Origin of the sequence: Haladaptatus sp. CMAA 1909, from assembly GCF_043952005.1 — an archaeon.
Classification (GTDB): domain Archaea; phylum Halobacteriota; class Halobacteria; order Halobacteriales; family Haladaptataceae; genus Haladaptatus.
In genome coordinates, this window is record NZ_JBIOAV010000005.1 from 1 (window position 1) to 16543 (window position 16543).

Annotated in this window: 15 protein-coding genes and 1 pseudogene; 5 read left to right on the plus strand and 11 right to left on the minus strand. The window is 48.0% G+C overall.

What is annotated here, in order from left to right; all coding sequences use genetic code 11:
* Positions 1-130 precede the first annotated feature (130 nt).
* Together ACGYLY_RS26070 and ACGYLY_RS26075 are read right to left on the minus strand one after the other, a co-directional pair.
* Positions 131-706: a hypothetical protein gene (locus ACGYLY_RS26070; protein WP_395285830.1), complete on the minus strand. Its 576-nt coding sequence runs from the start codon at positions 704-706 to the stop codon at positions 131-133.
* 286 nt (positions 707-992) lie between these two features.
* The gene (locus tag ACGYLY_RS26075; RefSeq protein ID WP_395285829.1) at positions 993-1115 is read right to left on the minus strand and encodes a hypothetical protein; all 123 of its coding nucleotides are present in this window, start codon (positions 1113-1115) and stop codon (positions 993-995) included.
* A 378-nt stretch (positions 1116-1493) separates the two neighbouring features.
* Between ACGYLY_RS26075 and ACGYLY_RS26080 the strand changes: the two genes are divergently transcribed.
* The gene (locus ACGYLY_RS26080; protein ID WP_395285828.1) at positions 1494-2738 is read left to right on the plus strand and encodes a hypothetical protein; all 1245 of its coding nucleotides are present in this window, start codon (positions 1494-1496) and stop codon (positions 2736-2738) included.
* A gap of 14 nt (positions 2739-2752) precedes the next feature.
* Here the strand turns inward: ACGYLY_RS26080 and ACGYLY_RS26085 are convergent, their stop codons facing one another.
* From ACGYLY_RS26085 to ACGYLY_RS26095, 3 genes are all read right to left on the minus strand, one after another.
* Positions 2753-3568 carry an HNH endonuclease gene (locus ACGYLY_RS26085; RefSeq protein WP_395285827.1) on the minus strand — a complete coding sequence of 272 codons (816 nt, stop codon included), beginning with the start codon at positions 3566-3568 and terminating at the stop codon, positions 2753-2755.
* Positions 3569-4263: 695 nt separating this feature from the next.
* Positions 4264-4578 (minus strand): DUF4147 domain-containing protein, encoded by a 315-nt coding sequence (locus tag ACGYLY_RS26090; RefSeq protein ID WP_395291301.1) that lies wholly within the window; start codon positions 4576-4578, stop codon positions 4264-4266.
* A gap of 26 nt (positions 4579-4604) precedes the next feature.
* Positions 4605-5306, minus strand: a complete 702-nt coding sequence (locus ACGYLY_RS26095) for a cyclase family protein (RefSeq protein WP_395285826.1) — start codon at positions 5304-5306, stop codon at positions 4605-4607.
* A gap of 99 nt (positions 5307-5405) precedes the next feature.
* Here ACGYLY_RS26095 and ACGYLY_RS26100 point away from each other — a divergent pair, with 99 nt between their 5' ends.
* Both ACGYLY_RS26100 and ACGYLY_RS26105 read left to right on the plus strand, forming a co-directional pair.
* The gene (locus ACGYLY_RS26100) at positions 5406-6533 is read left to right on the plus strand and encodes an ABC transporter ATP-binding protein (protein ID WP_395285825.1); all 1128 of its coding nucleotides are present in this window, start codon (positions 5406-5408) and stop codon (positions 6531-6533) included.
* Positions 6534-6538: 5 nt separating this feature from the next.
* Positions 6539-7708 (plus strand): ABC transporter ATP-binding protein, encoded by a 1170-nt coding sequence (locus ACGYLY_RS26105; protein ID WP_395285824.1) that lies wholly within the window; start codon positions 6539-6541, stop codon positions 7706-7708.
* Positions 7709-7729: 21 nt separating this feature from the next.
* On the opposite strand, the gene ACGYLY_RS26110 is transcribed toward ACGYLY_RS26105, so the two are convergent.
* A complete protein-coding gene (locus ACGYLY_RS26110) occupies positions 7730-8578 on the minus strand; it encodes an ABC transporter permease (RefSeq protein ID WP_395285823.1) in 849 nt (282 codons plus the stop codon).
* 96 nt (positions 8579-8674) lie between these two features.
* Between ACGYLY_RS26110 and ACGYLY_RS26115 the strand changes: the two genes are divergently transcribed.
* Entirely contained in the window at positions 8675-10414 is a 1740-nt protein-coding gene (locus tag ACGYLY_RS26115; protein WP_395285822.1) for a TCP-1/cpn60 chaperonin family protein, read from the plus strand.
* Positions 10415-10433: 19 nt separating this feature from the next.
* Here the strand turns inward: ACGYLY_RS26115 and ACGYLY_RS26120 are convergent, their stop codons facing one another.
* The 3 genes from ACGYLY_RS26120 to ACGYLY_RS26130 all read right to left on the minus strand — a co-directional run bounded on the left by ACGYLY_RS26120 (position 10434) and on the right by ACGYLY_RS26130 (position 13667).
* On the minus strand, positions 10434-11342 hold the full coding sequence (locus ACGYLY_RS26120) for an ABC transporter permease (RefSeq protein WP_395285821.1): 909 nt from the start codon (positions 11340-11342) through the stop codon (positions 10434-10436).
* A gap of 29 nt (positions 11343-11371) precedes the next feature.
* Positions 11372-12751, minus strand: a complete 1380-nt coding sequence (locus ACGYLY_RS26125) for a PotD/PotF family extracellular solute-binding protein (RefSeq protein ID WP_395285820.1) — start codon at positions 12749-12751, stop codon at positions 11372-11374.
* 76 nt (positions 12752-12827) lie between these two features.
* Entirely contained in the window at positions 12828-13667 is an 840-nt protein-coding gene (locus ACGYLY_RS26130) for an SDR family NAD(P)-dependent oxidoreductase (RefSeq protein ID WP_395291302.1), read from the minus strand.
* Positions 13668-13742: 75 nt separating this feature from the next.
* Between ACGYLY_RS26130 and ACGYLY_RS26135 the strand changes: the two genes are divergently transcribed.
* Positions 13743-14681 carry a 3-keto-5-aminohexanoate cleavage protein gene (locus ACGYLY_RS26135; RefSeq protein WP_395285818.1) on the plus strand — a complete coding sequence of 313 codons (939 nt, stop codon included), beginning with the start codon at positions 13743-13745 and terminating at the stop codon, positions 14679-14681.
* 137 nt (positions 14682-14818) lie between these two features.
* On the opposite strand, the gene ACGYLY_RS26140 is transcribed toward ACGYLY_RS26135, so the two are convergent.
* On the minus strand, positions 14819-15619 hold the full coding sequence (locus ACGYLY_RS26140) for an IclR family transcriptional regulator (RefSeq protein WP_395285817.1): 801 nt from the start codon (positions 15617-15619) through the stop codon (positions 14819-14821).
* A gap of 432 nt (positions 15620-16051) precedes the next feature.
* Positions 16052-16447 (minus strand): annotated as a pseudogene (locus ACGYLY_RS26145) (integrase core domain-containing protein); the annotation flags it as partial.
* Positions 16448-16543 lie beyond the last annotated feature (96 nt).

Sequence of the window (16543 nt, forward strand, 5' to 3'; positions counted from 1 at the left end):
GGGAGGATGTCAACGGTGAAACGCTGAACGTCAACGGTGGCGAACGGATGCAGTGATCCCATTCTTGAAGAACTGATCACAGTAACATACTGAATATATTTCTCGGAAGTGCAGTCTGCTGATACCCCACTTAGTAGTCGGTGTGACGAAAGAAGTTTTGAAGAAGATCGTCTCCAAGTACGAGAACAATGAGTGCGCCGAGAAGGTTGAACACGAAGTCGAGCAGAATGTCCGACTTGCCGTAAACGACGAGTATCGGTTCGAGACCGAAGCGATCGGCGACCGTATGGATGGTATACTCCATTAGTTCCCAAAGGCTGCCTACGCCAATAACGACAGAGAGCACCCATGTCCGTGGGTCAAGACCATAGCGGCGAGCGGTGGCGTAGACAAAACCACTGAGAAGTGTCGAGGAGTGGGTGTGGGTGAGGTGATCCCACCACCACACTTCATCGTACGCACCGAGCATCCCTACAGAGTGGGTAAGCATCGCGACACTCGAATATATTCGTTGCCACGGTCTGAACGAAACATCGTACCGACGTTCAATGATTTTTGGGAGATACGTCGCTGCGATCGCGAGGGCAGCATTTACGACTGCACCCGGGTTCCGTCGGCGGAATCCTACTACAAACACAGTGACAATCGCGTATCGAATTCCCCGTTCGATTTCTTGGGCTATCGACATCTGCATACTCTCAGTCATACATCGCGATCCTGAGTTATAGAATTGCAGGCGAGAAAACTCACGACCTTTAGTCGTGGAATGAATCGCAGTCTTCATTTGTTCAAGTGCTGTTCATCTCCATCGTTAATTCACATATCGAACGACCTCTTTATAATAATTCAGGGTGGCGTGGGAGTAGAACTGCTATCGCTCATGGATTGTTTCAAGCCTTGTCGGATTCCTCCCACGGCTAAAGCCGTGGGATTCCTCTTTGAATCAGTGTGAGGAGTGAAACGCCAAAGTACTGCGATCGAGTGCATGGGAATCAGTCGTCGTTGAATCGGAGCGCTTGTCGAGCCAGTATGACTGTCTCAACATCACTCCCAGCGGCCTCTGCGACTTCCTCCGGCGTTGGGGGGTTGCTTCGGATGATCTCATCTTGAATCATTGGACCCACCTTCTTAGTCTCTTATGTTTTTTAGCAACTTCTGCTCGTTAGACACTTACTCAAATTCGTACAGTTTCCGCTGAGCTATGAGATTCATTGAGTGGGGTCTCTCGATATTTCCTACTCACGGCACAAGTATTGTCGTAAGCGTCCGTGACAGAGGAGGTAAAATCACATGCTCGACGACGCTAGGTCGTCGAAGACACAGAAAAGATACAGTTAGAGTTCATACAAGGTGCGTGGATCAGAAAGACCTACGACTCGAATAACGAGTAGCACATAACTCAACTTCTGTACGCGACTCGGTATCCGTGACCGATTAGATAAGAATCTCGAACGACCTAGTTTAATGACGACAGATTGAGAAGGCCTGTAGCAATGGCAGCTTCACTCGCCGAACCGGTTGTTCTCGCTGCCGCGAAGGACACACTCTACCCCGATCTCAACAACAGCTCGGACCACTACGCTGTCACCGAATCCCAGTTCACGAAATCTTCGTGGGGCGATTGGGAGATCCCGGAGGATCTGCGTCGTCGCCTCGCGCCGTACAACTCGATCCGTCTCACCGCCGGTGAGCCTGACCTCTTGGGCATTGGAATGCCCGCTCTGGAAGTCCTGAATGCCGACGCGGCGACGACACCGGTTGCTGTAATCGAAGCGAAAGGCCACAACAGTGACCCGAGTGCTGCTGACGTCCGTCGTGGTGTCAATCAGGCCCACAGTCACTTATCCGAAGTCAACCTCGGGTATGTTGCTGCACCAATCCAGAGCATCACCGACCAGGCACGGTCCCTCGCACGAGACCTCAACATTGGGGTCATCGGCGTCGAAACCCCTTACGAAGCTACACTCGTTGAACCAGCGCGTGTCGCTGGTGTCGGTGACTTCTCGACGACCATCAACGCGATTCGATTTCAAGCAACAACCCATCAATTCACCGACGGGAGCTTCCCGGTAAACCACCCGAAGAACTACCTCGGCTACGCTCTCGCAGTAGCCGCGAACGGTGAAACACGAACCGTCTACTCGGAGCATGTGATCAACAGCGTTTCAGGCGGTCGTCGCGGAGCCATCCTCCTCGGCCTTGTCGACAATCGCCCCGAAGGCGACGTACTCACACACCTCGGCGCAGAAGTCGTCCGATTCGCCCGTGACCAGCACGGCAGTATCGCTACTACACTTGATGAATTTGCGTCGTGGAAAGGCCGATCCACTCCATTTACCACTCTCGCTCCACGCTGGGCGCAACTCGCTCGCTCAGTCGCCATCCAGTACGACCCCACGCAACTCATCGTCGAAGCACTCGAACGGCTCCATCAGCGCGGCATTGAAACCGCGACCATTGACGCTGTAGTCCGAGAAGCCAGCCACATCAATCAACCACTTGCCATCGAAGTGTTCATCACACAACCCCGACGTGAAGATGTCCTTACCGCCGACGGCAACATCAACGAATCGATGCTGACTGACCCAACCGTGTACAAATCGGGTATCCACTTCCAATTCAAATACCATCTCTACCACGTCGGTCTGCTCACCAAAGGTGGAACCGACGACAAAGACGAGGTTCTCTCCAATAACTGGGCGTTAGAACATCCGGTCGGCTTTCGTCAGTCCAGCTAACTGGCTATCCAGCCTCATACCCACTCAAGCGTCGCGTTGTGCTGCGCTACGTACTTAGGATTCAAACTCTCATCCGGAACCGAGATCCGATCGCCCGCCCGGTCAAGAATTGTCCGCTGCAATAGTTCACTGTTCGTCTCGAACGACGGATTCACTCGCAATCGGTATTCCCGATCGATTGTGAATAACTCTCGATCAAACGCCGCGTGATGTGTCTTACTTAACGGCAGTACGTTCGCCAAATCTGCTCTGTATTCTGGATACTCACTCCACGGTAGCACGTGCGCGACATCTAACAACCCCGGATGATCAACACCGGAAACTGGACACATCCGGTCGTGTCGAGCAATCACAGTCGCACGGAACTCCGGATCCACCGCTCGGGCATGTATCGTAATCTGGTACGTGCCAGCAGAGAATTCCGCGCCATGCTCTGTCGCAGTCCATTCGGTATCCGCCCACTCTTCAACTGCGCCCTCAACGAACCCGCGACCCTCATCCGTTAACGAATACTCCTCTCCGTGTTTCTCGACGAGTTCCATGCTCCGCAACCAGTTCGCCCGTTGCTTCGCTATATCCGTTTCCCCGCGACTCCACCCCAACTCCGGGTGTGTATCTAACTGTTGGTCACTGATCTCCGTGATCGTCATCGGGCCAACAGACAACGCATACAGCAGACTTCGAAGCCCGACGTTCCGCTCACACATGATTCGCATCAACGTCGCCACATCGTGCTGCTGGACATACTCACGCCCAGTCTGTCCGAGTTCCCACTGCTCATTCTCCTGACGGAGAAACCCGGCCTTCTGAAGATAGCTGACCCGTCGCATGATCGAATCACGACTCGACACATTCGAGAACGTCCGACGCACAGGTCTATTTGTCCGAGACTGATCCCAATAGCAAACACCACGGAGAAGAAGGCAACATCACGGACATCCTGCAAGACATTCTCGGAGACGAGACTGGACGCGAATTGGATTTCAACGACGATCACATCGAAACTAATTGTAAGGAAATCGACGTCTGGTCCCGGTATCGCGACTTAGTGCCCATATCACTGTACCTAATCACCGGTTCATTTGAATGATTTCTCTCGAGCGAATAATTCGGCACCCGATGAGAGACTTTACCGTTGAATCCAGTGTGGGAAACCGTTTTGATTAAAGAATGAGCTTGATGTTAATATTCACACAATCGTATCCTCTTTTACTATCTACCAATGAGGATATATAGAAAATATAGACTAATATTTTTCAAAACATTATATCATCAATAATAATCTCTCTACACCAACTATATAGCACGAAATACTTTACAAATTGTACTCGGTAGTTTTAATGAAGCATTGATATCACGTATTTTAGCGAGATAAATGCCGTCTATTGGGGACTATGTGTAGTATCCGTAATGGGGGATAAGCAGATGACTAATTTGGTAGAGGAAATACTAACCTTCATTTAGAACTGATCTATATATTCTTGTGTCTTCTATGCGTGTTGAACACGAACAGCATTTAACTCCGTTATCGAACCTCTGTCCCTGAGACCTGTCTACATGGAATTGGATGGCCGTCTCTTCTAACAGTAATCTGATCCGTACTCACTGGATCGTCTGTAGTAACTAGCCCTTTTGAGATTCGGTCTTGGAAGATGTTTTCAACCCTGGCGGCAACCGGACAACTACCATTGCCTCCACCTAAGACAATTATTTCGTCATACTGTTCGAGGTCAATCTTATTGTCCCCAATTAGGAGTACACCATCAACTACCGACACAGAATTCGAGACGACATTTTGGGTCGTGCTGATCCGATTCCTTCTAGAAGACAATTCATGCAAGTCGCTAGACCAAAGTGGAGGTCAATTCAGAGTGATGCGTAAGCTCGAACGGGCGAACCACTCGTATTCTGGAAATTGATTGGTACGAAGGAGAAATAGGCACGCCGCGTCTCTTCTCCATCCAAAACCTTATCGAGGTGGCGCAATTCTTCGACAGCAAGGACATCATTTTCGAATAAGGGGACGTGAGTTTCCGACGGATGCAGTTCTGTCGCAGGACCATGATTGGGAAGGTCACCATCCCACCCAGCAACGCTTAATCCTTCTGTCCCAACTGCCTTGATATCCAGTTCGGCGAGATACCTCGCTGAGTCATCAGTGAGATACGGGAACTCGAAGAGATATCGTTCGTTCCGTCCATGATATTTTCCCCAGCCAGTATACAACATTACTACATCATCTGGCTGGATCTGGTCTTCGAACGTCTGAAGCATCTCTACTGTGATTGGTGCCTCGGGTTCTACGGGAGTGAGATCAAGTACTATTCCCTCTCCCATGAACTTCTCGAGTGGATAATCATCTAGGGTCTTTCCTTCCTCGATGAAATGGAGTGGTGCATCAATATGGGTTCCTGTATGACTAACCATCTCTACTTTTTCCATGGTCACCCCATCGCGTGGTGCCCATTGGATTTGATCTATTTCTGGTGTCATGAGTGTGGGCCATCCTGGTTGATCTGGGGAAACGGGGTTGCTCAAGTCAATAACGTGCTCTGGTGATTCGTGCATCTCGTTGCCAATATGCACAGTGTTAGGATTTATATCTTCGTGTCCGCGAGTAGAATCGACTAGTCCAAAAATATTATCTATGTTGGACAATCACATACAATGACCGTGACAGCCATCTCAGTAGATAGTGTTACAAAATCGTTCAGAGGAGAGGAAGTGCTCAAAGAAATTTCCCTCTCGATTAAACAAGGCGATTTCTGTGTCGTCGTTGGGCCGAGTGGGTGTGGCAAAAGTACACTTCTTGATTGTATCGCTGGTATCCACAACATCGATACAGGAGATATTTCGATCAATGGTGTTTCCGTCATTGGTACACCGATAGAAACTCGTGAATTGGGCTATGTGTTCCAGGAATTCGAGGACACACTATTCCCACATAAAACAGTCGCCGAGAATGTGGAGTTTGGACTTCGTCAACAGGAACATCCACCCGAGGAAGCGGAAATTGACCGTCGCGTTAGCGAAATGCTTGACCTACTGTCGATCAGTGAAACAGCAGACAACCTTCCTGAAGAGCTCAGTGGTGGCCAGCAGCAACGAGTTGAGCTCGCGCGACAAATCATTACAGAACGCAAGGTGATGCTTCTCGACGATCCGCTTGCAGATCTTGATTACAAGCTTCAGAAACGAATGGAACTCGAGATGCGACGACTTCACGAAGACCTCGATAGTACATTCCTCTACGTCACGCATAATCAAGACCAAGCGCTCAAATTGGCGGATAAATTGGTAGTGATGAATCGAGGCCACATTGAACAGATAGGTACTCCAAGGGAAGTATACGAGAATCCACAAACGGCATTTGTTGGCCGGTTTGTCGGTGATTCTAATGCATTTCGTGGTACTGTAGAGTCTGTTTCCGATGGTCGGGCAACGATTACGACATCGATAGGCGAAGTTGAGGGTCGTACGATTGATTTGCCTGAAGTCGGCACCGAATCGCTACTACTGATTCGTCCAGAAAATATCGAACTTGGTGATGAGGCAGATAAGAAAATAAATACGATAAAGGGAAACATCGTTGGTCGGACGTATACGGGCGAAATCACTGAGTATTCCATCGAAATAGAGGGATATAGTAACGATTTCATTGTAGTTCAACCTGGTTCACCAACGCTTGAGACCGGTACTACAGTCAACGTCGGTTGGGACAAGAATGATGCAATTATCTTTGAGCAGTTGAGTGTCCACAACGAAGAAAGCATTCACTCCCTACTTAGTGAATAATAACAATGGCTAGCACGGATACAACAAATCAGAATAACGGTGGATTGGATGAGACAACTGACCCGGTGCTTAAGGTTTCAGGGTTGACCAAAATATACGACGATCAGACACTGGCGGTTGATGATATCGACTTCCAAGTCGCCAATGGTGACTTTTGTGTCGTGATCGGACCGAGTGGCTGTGGAAAATCGACGACTCTCCATTCGCTCGTCGGTAAAGTTGAGCCAACAGATGGAACGATTTGGCTAGCAGATAAAGATATCACTGATAGTCCGACCTACGAGCGGGATATCGGTCTGGTCTTCCAAGACTTTCAGTTGTTTCCCCATCTCTCGGTTCGCGAAAACATCAAGTACGGACTAGATCGATTGGGCGAGTCGGGAATGACAAAAAAGGTTGATAATCTGGTTGAGATTATGAAGCTTGAGGATCTAGCCGACCGAAAACCCGAGGAGCTCTCTGCTGGTCAGAAACAACGAGTTGCACTCGCTCGAAGTCTTGTTCTGGAACCAGAATTGCTTCTACTTGACGAACCACTCGGAGATCTTGATTACAAGCTCCAAAAGCGGATGGAAAGAGAATTACTCCGCTTACATCGCCAGTTGGATACGACTTTCATCTATGTTACCCACGACCAGACGCAAGCAATGCGGCTTGCAGATCAGATTGTCGTTATGAATGATGGGAAGGTTGAACAGTCAGGTACTGTCGACGAAGTATACAACCATCCAGAAACGGCATTTGTGGCTGCATTTCTTGGAGATTCAAACATCTTTTTCGGCGAGATCACTGATGTTGATGATGGCGTAGCAATAGTTGAGAGTGAATATGGGTCCTTCCAGGCAAGTACGACGAACCTTGATTCACAGCCTGAATCGGTGGTTGGTCAAGAAATGCCCTTGTTTGTCCGACCACAACACGTCTCGCTTGATTCTGACGCTTGCAATACCATTGACTGCCGCGTTGAAGACGTCATATATCAACCTGGGAGTGGGACTCAAATCGTCCTCACAACGGTTTCTGATGGGAAAGAACTACAGCTGAAAACCCCTGACGCCATTGAGGACGTCCCTGAGAGGGTTACAGTTGGATGGTCTTCCGAACACACAACGCTCCTCGAACGGACGAGCGTTGTCTCTACTGTCAATCTCGAAAAAGACATTCTCGGTGAGTGACCAACTGTTCTCAAATATTTATTAATTGTTTGACCCTCTTAGAACGAGGAATCCACCAACTGCAAGCAGTACTGTAGAGAAGATGGTGGTGACGCTTCCCAGGGCGAATAATTCCGGTGTAGCCTGCTTTGCTGAGGCAATAGCAAAGATCTGAATCGGCATGGTGTTTTGTTGCCCGAGCAACAACAGCGCACGGGTCGACTCATTGTACGAGAGAGTGAAAGCGAAAACAGCGGCACCGAGAACTGTTGGGGCAATCTGTGGCAGTACAATTTCTCGGAATGTCGTAATTGAATCGGCACCCATGACTCGTGCCGCTTGTTCGTTCTCGGCAAGCGTTGGGGGAAATCCAGCTAGCAAGACAATGACCGAAAACGGAAGTGTCCAGACAACATGGACAGGAACGGCAAGTTGAAGACCACGTTCTAACCCAAGCAGATTATGCAAGAATAGTGTTGCTCCAATCCCATAGGTAATTCCGGGTGTGATAATACCGAGGATAAGTAGATAGAGGACACTACGCCGCCCACGGAAATCATATCGATAGCCGAGTGCTGTCATCGTAGCTAATGCAGTTGTGATGACCGTCACAATGAGCGCCAATTCGACTGAGCGAACGATTGAGTCTATAATTGCTTGATTCGAAAACAGCTCGCTATACCACTCTAAACTAAATCCAACGAATGGGAATGTGAGGCCACCCTCATTGAACGAAAAGCCGATGAGTGAGATGATGGGTGCGTAGACATACACCGTGATGAGTGTTACATACGCAATCAATGCCCATTTTAGATTGATTCGTTCTGCAGCCTTCCCAAGCAGGGAGACATGCTGATTTTCCTTGCCGGTAGGTTTGTATTCGGTAGACATTCACATAGCACACGGTGCCCATCGCATATAAATCTGTGAGTCTCAGTAATTATAAATTGGGGAAGTCTTATGGTATAGTACGAAGTGTGAGTTCAGATGTCACTCGATACATTCCCCAATCAAACGACGAATGAAGAGGAGGAAGATCTGATATTCCCTCAAGCGAACTTTACGGCCATAGAGTCCATCAGCCAATGGATGGCAACAACCTATGGACCGGTTAGCCACGACAAGCTAGTTATTAACCAGTTATCTTCTGAGGAAGAAACAGTCGCAGGTGAACCGGCAGTAGATGACTACGTTATTACTGACGATGGTGCATTACTCTTAAAATCCCTTCCTATGCAACATCCGATAACGCCTGTTGTTCGGCGGATGGCTGGTCCTGACCGACCGGGGGAAACCGATGTGGAAGGGAAAGATATCAAGGATGGAGTTACCTCAACCCTCCTTTTTGCGGGTGCACTCGCGGAGGAAGCTACCAAACTCATCGAGCAGGGAATCCACCCGCGAACAATACAGGAAGGATATATTGAGGCTCGTGAAATTGCGGCTTCTGAATTTTCGAAATCTGTGATTCCCATTGATTCGATCAATCCGAATGATATTGCGCGTTCTGTACTCACCGGGAATACACTTGGAGGACAAACGGATCAATGGGCATCGATAGCGGAAGATGCAGCGCAAATGGTCGGCTGTCCTACCGAGGTATCGTTTGCTGTGCGTACTTTCTCAACTGGTTCTATCGATGACTCAAGGCTCGTTCAAGGAGCTGTTCTAGACCGAAGCGAGATTGTGAATGAAAAAATGCCTCGAAGAGCTTCTAACGCTTCTATTCTCATTCTTGGCGGTCACGAGGGAACCGGACTCCAAAAACGCACACTTGCCGCCAAGGCTACACTCGACATCACCTCACCAAAAGACATTGCCGCCTTTGAAAATGAATACAGCAATGAACGAGATACTGTAGTCAAGCAAATCATCGAGGCCGGTGCTGACGTCGTTCTCACGCAGGAAGGTATCGACGCAGACTATCAAGAGGCGCTTGCCCAAGAGGGCATTCTTGGTATTCGTGGGGTCACACCAGTCGACTTAGCGCAAGTTGCCCATGCGACCGGTGCATCGATTCTCATAGATCCTCAGGATATTCGTTCATCGGATCTGGGTCATGCTGGAGTCGTAGAGGAACAACAAACAGACCCGCGGGAGAACCGTCGTGCGACACGACGAATGGTCATGTTCAAAGAGTGTGCTAACCCCAACTCTGTCGCAGTTATTGTTCGTGGTGTCAGAGGTCAACTCGGCGAACAGGTGACAATTGCTCTGAGAAAAGCAGTTGACGCGATTGCCACTGTTGAGGGAGAAACGAGCCAACCGTCTGGGGCAATTCCTGGTGGTGGTTCTTCTGAATTGGCTGCTGCTGCAGCAATTCGCGATGCTGCACCCACTGAAGCATCCAAACGGCAAATCGCTATGGTAGCCTACGCCGATGCGCTAGAGCGGATACCAGCGACACTTGTTAGAAACGCTGGATTTGATCCACTTACTCTTCTTCCCGATCTACGAGCAAGCAGAATGGATAATTCATCTACTGGAATATCGCTCCCTTCGGGCGAAATCAGGGGTATGGTTTCAGACGGGATTTTTGACCCACTTGGGACCCGCTTGAATATGCTCACAACAGCAACCGAGGTCATTGCACTCCTACTCAAGATCGACGACACAATCGATGCGACCTCGAAAATGCAAATTGATTCTGGCGATGCTATCTACGATGAGCCCGCCGAGCGACACGAAGAATACATCGGCGAACACGACGATACCATTTGGAATTGAAAAGCTGAAAAAGTTTTAACTAACCCTGTGCGATTTCACTGATATCGACTGTTCTGATTAACGCATAGACGATCAGGAAGATAACCACCAACAGTGCGAATGAGAGTGCTGCAGCAGAGGGATAGTTCAACCCATTGTTAACGGAGAGATAGATGAGAGTTGAGATAGTACTTTTCCCACCGCTGAGAAATTGCGGGATGGTGAAATTCCCGATCGAGAGGACGAAAACAAAAATCGATCCGATAGTAACTCCTGGCAGACTAAGTGGCCAAGTTACGTTACGGAAGGTAGCTACTGGGTCTCCACGCAATGTCTCACTTGCATCAAGTAGCCCCTCATCTACTTGCGATAGTGAAATGAAGATTGGTGCTGCCATGAAGACAACATAGTTCTGTAGATACCCAACTACCTGCGATACCGGTGAATACAAGAGCCAAGAGAGGGGTTTGTCGATTATCCCGGATATAATTAGCACTTGATTTATTACGCCCGTCTTCCCAAGAATTGGTATCCAACCGAGTGTGCGAATCAACTCGGAGGTCCAGAAGGGAATCACGAGGAAGAGCAACATAATAATGCCACCCAGCTCTGAGGTGTAAAATCTCAAGTAGTACGCCAATGGGTAGCCGACGACTAAACAGAGCAGAGTTACAGCGACACCAATGAGTAGTGTTCGAGCGAACACACTGTACACTACCGGCTGGAAAACGGCGTTATTCCATGCTTCAAGGGAGAATTGATATACGACTGAGAAGGACTCATACTCCAAAAAGCTGTATACCAGGATAACGACGAGTGGGGCAAGCAAGAAGGTGATAAACCACAAGACTGTGGGTCCGACGAGTGATTGCACCTCTGAAGGAGTATATTTTGCATAGCGCTCTGGGAGCGCACATTCGAGAACGTTGTTTCGTTGCTCTGATGACATTTTTTAGACTTTTATGATATTTGCTGGTTTCATGCGCTTTTGAATTGCTTCCACTGTTCAAGCAGATAATCTGCATTGTCCGGCCAAATCTGGAAGATTGCGGTGCGATCAATCCGTGTTTCGATATCACCCTGGTCACGCACTTGTCCTTGCTTGCTTGGGGAACCTTCCTTCATCGACCAATCGTAATTCATCGGATCGAACAGTGCAGGCTTGTCTACTTTATTGTATGTCGCCTTCCCTTCGTAGGCCCAATCGTAGTATTCTGGGCCCATCCCTTTTCCAGTATCGTCGGATCCATCACGAACCATCGACTTATTCGGATAATTCGGTGTTGGGTATCCCCAATTCTGTATGTAACCAGGGAACCAAGCACCATAATGGAAGTTGAGAATGTCTGCAGCTTCTGCAGAGTTATTTCGCTCTTTAGAGCCAGGGTTGGTCGGGATAATACTCCCCCACCAGTACTGGTATCCTTGAGCACCTTTACTCATTGTTGCATAGTTACATTGTGTTCCCGAACGGCGCACAGCAAAGACAGCTGGTTGCCAGAGGTCACCGATAACAGCTTCCTCACTCGCCATGAGATTAACCGATGTTCCAGCAGCCGTCCAGGTTGAACGGAACTGTCCGGACTTTTTCTGCTTCACAAGAAAGTCGATGGCTGTGTCGATCTGATCTTCACTCGGATTGTTCAGATCTCCAACCTTAGCATTTATCATAGAATTGTCCTTCAAATATCCCATCACCTCATTCATCGTGATTGCGGGAACCGCACCCATCGCAACCTTTCCTTTGTATTGTTTATCAAAGAGCGCACCGTACTTTGAAACGCTGGAATCGACAAACTTGGGATTGAATCCGACCCCGTTAAAGTTGAAGACGTGTGGTGGTTGCCGTAGTTTCTTTTGTTTGTTCGGATCTTCCCACAGAAATTCTCCCATCTTCTTTGTTTGGCCCTTTAGGTGAGAGAAGCGCTCCGAGTAGTTCGTAAAGATGTCGGAGATATTGTCACTATTCCAACGATCAATTTCAGATGTTGGGACTGGTGCAGTTCTGTCGTTATCAACTGTAAACGAAGGCCCGTTAATCGTATCGTGAGAAACAAGATCGTATGTTTCGTTTGCCCCGCTCAATATCTTCTGCTGAGTTGCTGAATTATTGGCGTTTGTAATATTCACCTCTATTCCAGTTGCCTTTTTGATGTGCGGTGGTTGCTTTTCTCGAGCTGCCCACGCTGGAGATAACCATTTGACTGGACGACTCCCTTTATCACTCGTGTCATCCATGTCGAATTGATTCCCAGAACCTGAACTACCGGAATCGTCGCCAAGGCATCCAGCAAGAGCTGCTCCACCGGCTGCGCCTGCGTATTTTGCGAAATTCCGTCTGGTAATACCATTACTCATAGGAACACATAGACAACCACAGTCAACCATAATAAATGTTTGTGGCTGACTAGCTATTCCTTCTTTACTATCGGAATCAGTACATACAGACGCCAGCAGTTACGTTGACATCCTGTCCGGTCACTTTCGATGCCCTTGTAGAGCAGAGATAAAGAACGGTATCCGCGATATCTTCTGCCTTAACGAATTGGTCCATCGGTGAGACACCCCGGAACTCTTCTTCAACCTCTTCAACTGGTCGTCCTTGGCTTTTCGCTTGACCTTCGATGACGGCATCCAGTCGAGGACCCTTTACACTTCCTGGACAAATTGCGTTTACATTCACATTATCCCTGGCGAGTTCGACAGCGAGCGTCCGGGTAAGACCGATAATTCCCATCTTTGAACTCGTATAGGGAGTTCGATCACGGAGTGGACGCTTTCCACTCATTGAGGACAAGTTGACAATGCGACCATGGTTGCTTTCTCGGAGATATGGGATCGCAGCCCGCGTTGTGTTGAACGCACCGCCAACATTGACTCTGAGAGTTTGCATGAACTCATCATTTGTTATATTCTCACAGGGCTTCGTTGGTCCTGCAATTCCAACGTTGTTGACTACGATATCTAAGCCACCAAATTCGTCAACAGCTTTCTCTATCAGCTGGTCCGTGTCTTCAGGATTTGCAGCGTTTCCAAGAAGTGTGTATACTTCTCCTTCGTTGGTAGCGAGTCCATCTTCAACGTTCGCAAGGGCATCTTCATCAATGTCATTAATGACTATATTGACTCCTGCTTGAGTGAGATGGTCAGCTATTTGCCGTCCGATACCACTTCCGCCGGCAGTAATAACTGCACTCTCCCCTTCAATGAGAAGGTCTTCGTGTGGCATATTAGCAACGTTTGCACCAGGCAGTATAATTGTTGTGTCTATCATGTAGATAGTAACGGAGAGTGAGAAAATAATCGGTTCACCACAAATTACATGTACCCTCTGCTTTGAATTGTTTGTATGCGCCAACTTGACAAGGTGATCCTATCGTGTGCAGTTACGGGCGCAATCCATGTGCCGACAATGTCGCCACATCTTCCGACTACTCCGGAAGAGATTGCCGATGAAGCTATCGCCGCTGCTGAAGCCGGCGCTAGTGTACTTCACATACACGTTCGTGATCCAGAGACGGGTGAACCAGTAACCGACCTTAGTATGTTCCGGACGGTTGCTGAGCGTATCCATGAAGAGACTGACGCCATCATTCAACCAACAACTGGTGGTGCACCAACAATGGCTCCTCGTGAGCGAATTCGTGTGGTTCCCGAACTAGAGCCCGAGATGGCCTCTTGTAATATGGGTTCAATAAACTTCGGACTGTATCCAATCCTTGGAAAATACGATGAGTTTGAGCATGAATGGGAGCGAGAGTATCTGAAGGGAACGAAAGATTTGATCTTCAAAAACACGTTTGAGGATCTTGAAACAATCCTTCCCGTATTTCAAGAGCACGGGACTAAACCTGAATTGGAGTGTTATGACGTCGGTCATCTCTATAATGCAAAACACCTCCTTGACCAAGGTTTGATTGAAGCTCCACTCCATTTTCAGTTCGTTTTAGGCATACACGGCGGTATCGGCGCCGACGAGGAGAATCTCACCCATATGGTTCGAATCGCCGAAAAACTGTTTGGCGATCAATTCTCTTTCTCCGTGATCGGTGCCGGTCGAAAGGAATTTTCCTTGGGTTGTCAAGCTGTCAGTATGGGTGGAAATGTCCGCGTCGGGCTTGAAGATAATTTATATCTTCGCCGTGGTGAGCTGGCAGAGAGCAATGCAGAGCTTGTTGAAAAGATGGCAAATCTCACCTACGAGATGTCCGGCCGTGAGCTCGCAACACCAGATGAGACCCGGGAATTTCTTGACCTCAAAGGCTCCGGTAAAACGTCACTCGAATAATTGAATGGATCGGTGAGTTCAATATGTTCGAGACGAAGCACCGTCGGTCATTGTGGTTCTCACCGAGAACATCCGAGGATATGCTGATTTGAGAAGGCATTGACGCAGTACTGACTTATAAAATGTAATCTAGAGCTTTAGAGCCCGGAAAGGTCTTTATCCGACGTTTCTAGGTTGACCTCGGCAACGTTTGCGGCGTGCGTCACATATTCTGGAAACTCTTCACGAAATACGCTGTCCTTCAGTCGCGTAGTTGGACCCGAAATCGCTATTGCACCGGCCACTTCGCCATTTGCCATCTTAATTGGGGCGCCTACTGCCCGGATACCATGCATTTGTTCTTCATCTGCAAATGCAAATCCTTGTTCACGGATCGCTGCCAGCTGTTCAAGCAACCGATCGATATCCGTGATTGTGTTTGCGGTGTTTTGGGTGAGTCCTTTATCGGCAAGAATTTTTTTAGCTTGATTTTCAGGAATATATGCAAGAATCGCTTTTCCTGCCGCAGTACAGTGAATATGACTAAGTGGTACCTCTCGTTTTCTATTGTGGTATTCAACACCGACTGCATTATCACCAAATGTCTCATAGAGTGCATAGATTTGTCCCTTGTGTTCGATGATCAAATGGCCACACTCTCCAGTTTCTTCTACGAGGTGGTCAACCTCTTCTTTTGCAGCCTGGTAAAGAACAGAATGATGACGGACATACTCTCCTAATGTGAGAAACTCTGGACCCAGGTCATATCCTTGGTTCTTCTCTACGGCAATACCGTACTTCTGCAGCGTAGTAAGGTATGTTGATACGGTTCCCGGAGAACGGTTTAGTTCATTAGCTAATGCAGTTACAGTTGACCCATTCGAACTACGGAGTGCTTCGATGAGACGGCACGCTGTTTCGACTGATTTGATGGTACGTGGGGGGTCATTTGATGACATACCGAAGAGCATGGACGACCTCACTGAATAATTTTCCGGATTATCAAAGCGGTATTCCAATATACATTTCCGGGAATTTAGAAGCAGTTCTCATTCCTTCTAAAGCCCGCATCTGGAATATAGTGAAACAATTAATCATTATTTTACAACCATAAACTAGTCGGATTTTGATTATACCAAAATATCTTCGAAATATAATATACACCAATTAAAGTGAGTTTTACATAGCTAGCCTTGTAATGGTACTTAGGTGATGGTCATTTTTGTTAAACTTATCAACTTTAACTAAACCATCAATAGTGAAGATTGACTGAAGCACGCTTTCAAACTGTATATGGTCAACCGCCGCATCTAATTTTGGTATTATCAAATTACTTGGTGGAATCTCACAGACACCTCAGAAACTTATTTGTTTTATTCAATCGGCACTGTCTAGTTAAGCTCCTTCTCAACGGGGGTTCGGTTTTCAAGCGATTGATGCGGTCTCTGACGGTTATAATAATGCACAAACTGTTCAAGCAACTGTTGGACGCTGAGCCAACTGCGTACTCACGACGTATGGAAGTGGTCAATCCGCTGTTTGTGCGTGTGAAACCACTTTTCCATCAATTTTCGCTCCGTGTAGTTGAGCTGATCGCTCAACCCAATTCGGAAGAGGACAGTCCGATAGTCGTAGCCATCAACGAGAAACACAGCGTCTGAGAGATCGTGTTTCTCGGCTAGTTCAGCTAGAAACGTCGTTGCTTGATCAGCCTCATGCCGATCGAATACGTCGATATCGAGTAGTAACTTTGTTTCAGCGTATATTGTAGCGTATGCACAAGAATATGGGTTGCGTGATCGATGAACTCAAACGAAAATGTCCTGTCTGCCACCACGTCTTTCGACGTACTTCGTGAACCGGGAAATCTATTCATTCGTCGT

Coding starts and splice junctions, on each gene's coding strand:
- ACGYLY_RS26070 (WP_395285830.1), bottom strand. CDS start 706: ATGACTGAGAGTATGCAGATGTCGATAGCCCAAGAAATCGAACGGGGA.
- ACGYLY_RS26075 (WP_395285829.1), bottom strand. CDS start 1,115: ATGATTCAAGATGAGATCATCCGAAGCAACCCCCCAACGCCGGAGGAA.
- ACGYLY_RS26080 (WP_395285828.1), top strand. CDS start 1,494: ATGGCAGCTTCACTCGCCGAACCGGTTGTTCTCGCTGCCGCGAAGGAC.
- ACGYLY_RS26085 (WP_395285827.1), bottom strand. CDS start 3,568: ATGCGACGGGTCAGCTATCTTCAGAAGGCCGGGTTTCTCCGTCAGGAG.
- ACGYLY_RS26095 (WP_395285826.1), bottom strand. CDS start 5,306: ATGCACGAATCACCAGAGCACGTTATTGACTTGAGCAACCCCGTTTCC.
- ACGYLY_RS26100 (WP_395285825.1), top strand. CDS start 5,406: ATGACCGTGACAGCCATCTCAGTAGATAGTGTTACAAAATCGTTCAGA.
- ACGYLY_RS26105 (WP_395285824.1), top strand. CDS start 6,539: ATGGCTAGCACGGATACAACAAATCAGAATAACGGTGGATTGGATGAG.
- ACGYLY_RS26110 (WP_395285823.1), bottom strand. CDS start 8,578: ATGTCTACCGAATACAAACCTACCGGCAAGGAAAATCAGCATGTCTCC.
- ACGYLY_RS26115 (WP_395285822.1), top strand. CDS start 8,675: ATGTCACTCGATACATTCCCCAATCAAACGACGAATGAAGAGGAGGAA.
- ACGYLY_RS26120 (WP_395285821.1), bottom strand. CDS start 11,342: ATGTCATCAGAGCAACGAAACAACGTTCTCGAATGTGCGCTCCCAGAG.
- ACGYLY_RS26125 (WP_395285820.1), bottom strand. CDS start 12,751: ATGAGTAATGGTATTACCAGACGGAATTTCGCAAAATACGCAGGCGCA.
- ACGYLY_RS26130 (WP_395291302.1), bottom strand. CDS start 13,667: ATGATAGACACAACAATTATACTGCCTGGTGCAAACGTTGCTAATATG.
- ACGYLY_RS26135 (WP_395285818.1), top strand. CDS start 13,743: ATGCGCCAACTTGACAAGGTGATCCTATCGTGTGCAGTTACGGGCGCA.
- ACGYLY_RS26140 (WP_395285817.1), bottom strand. CDS start 15,619: ATGTCATCAAATGACCCCCCACGTACCATCAAATCAGTCGAAACAGCG.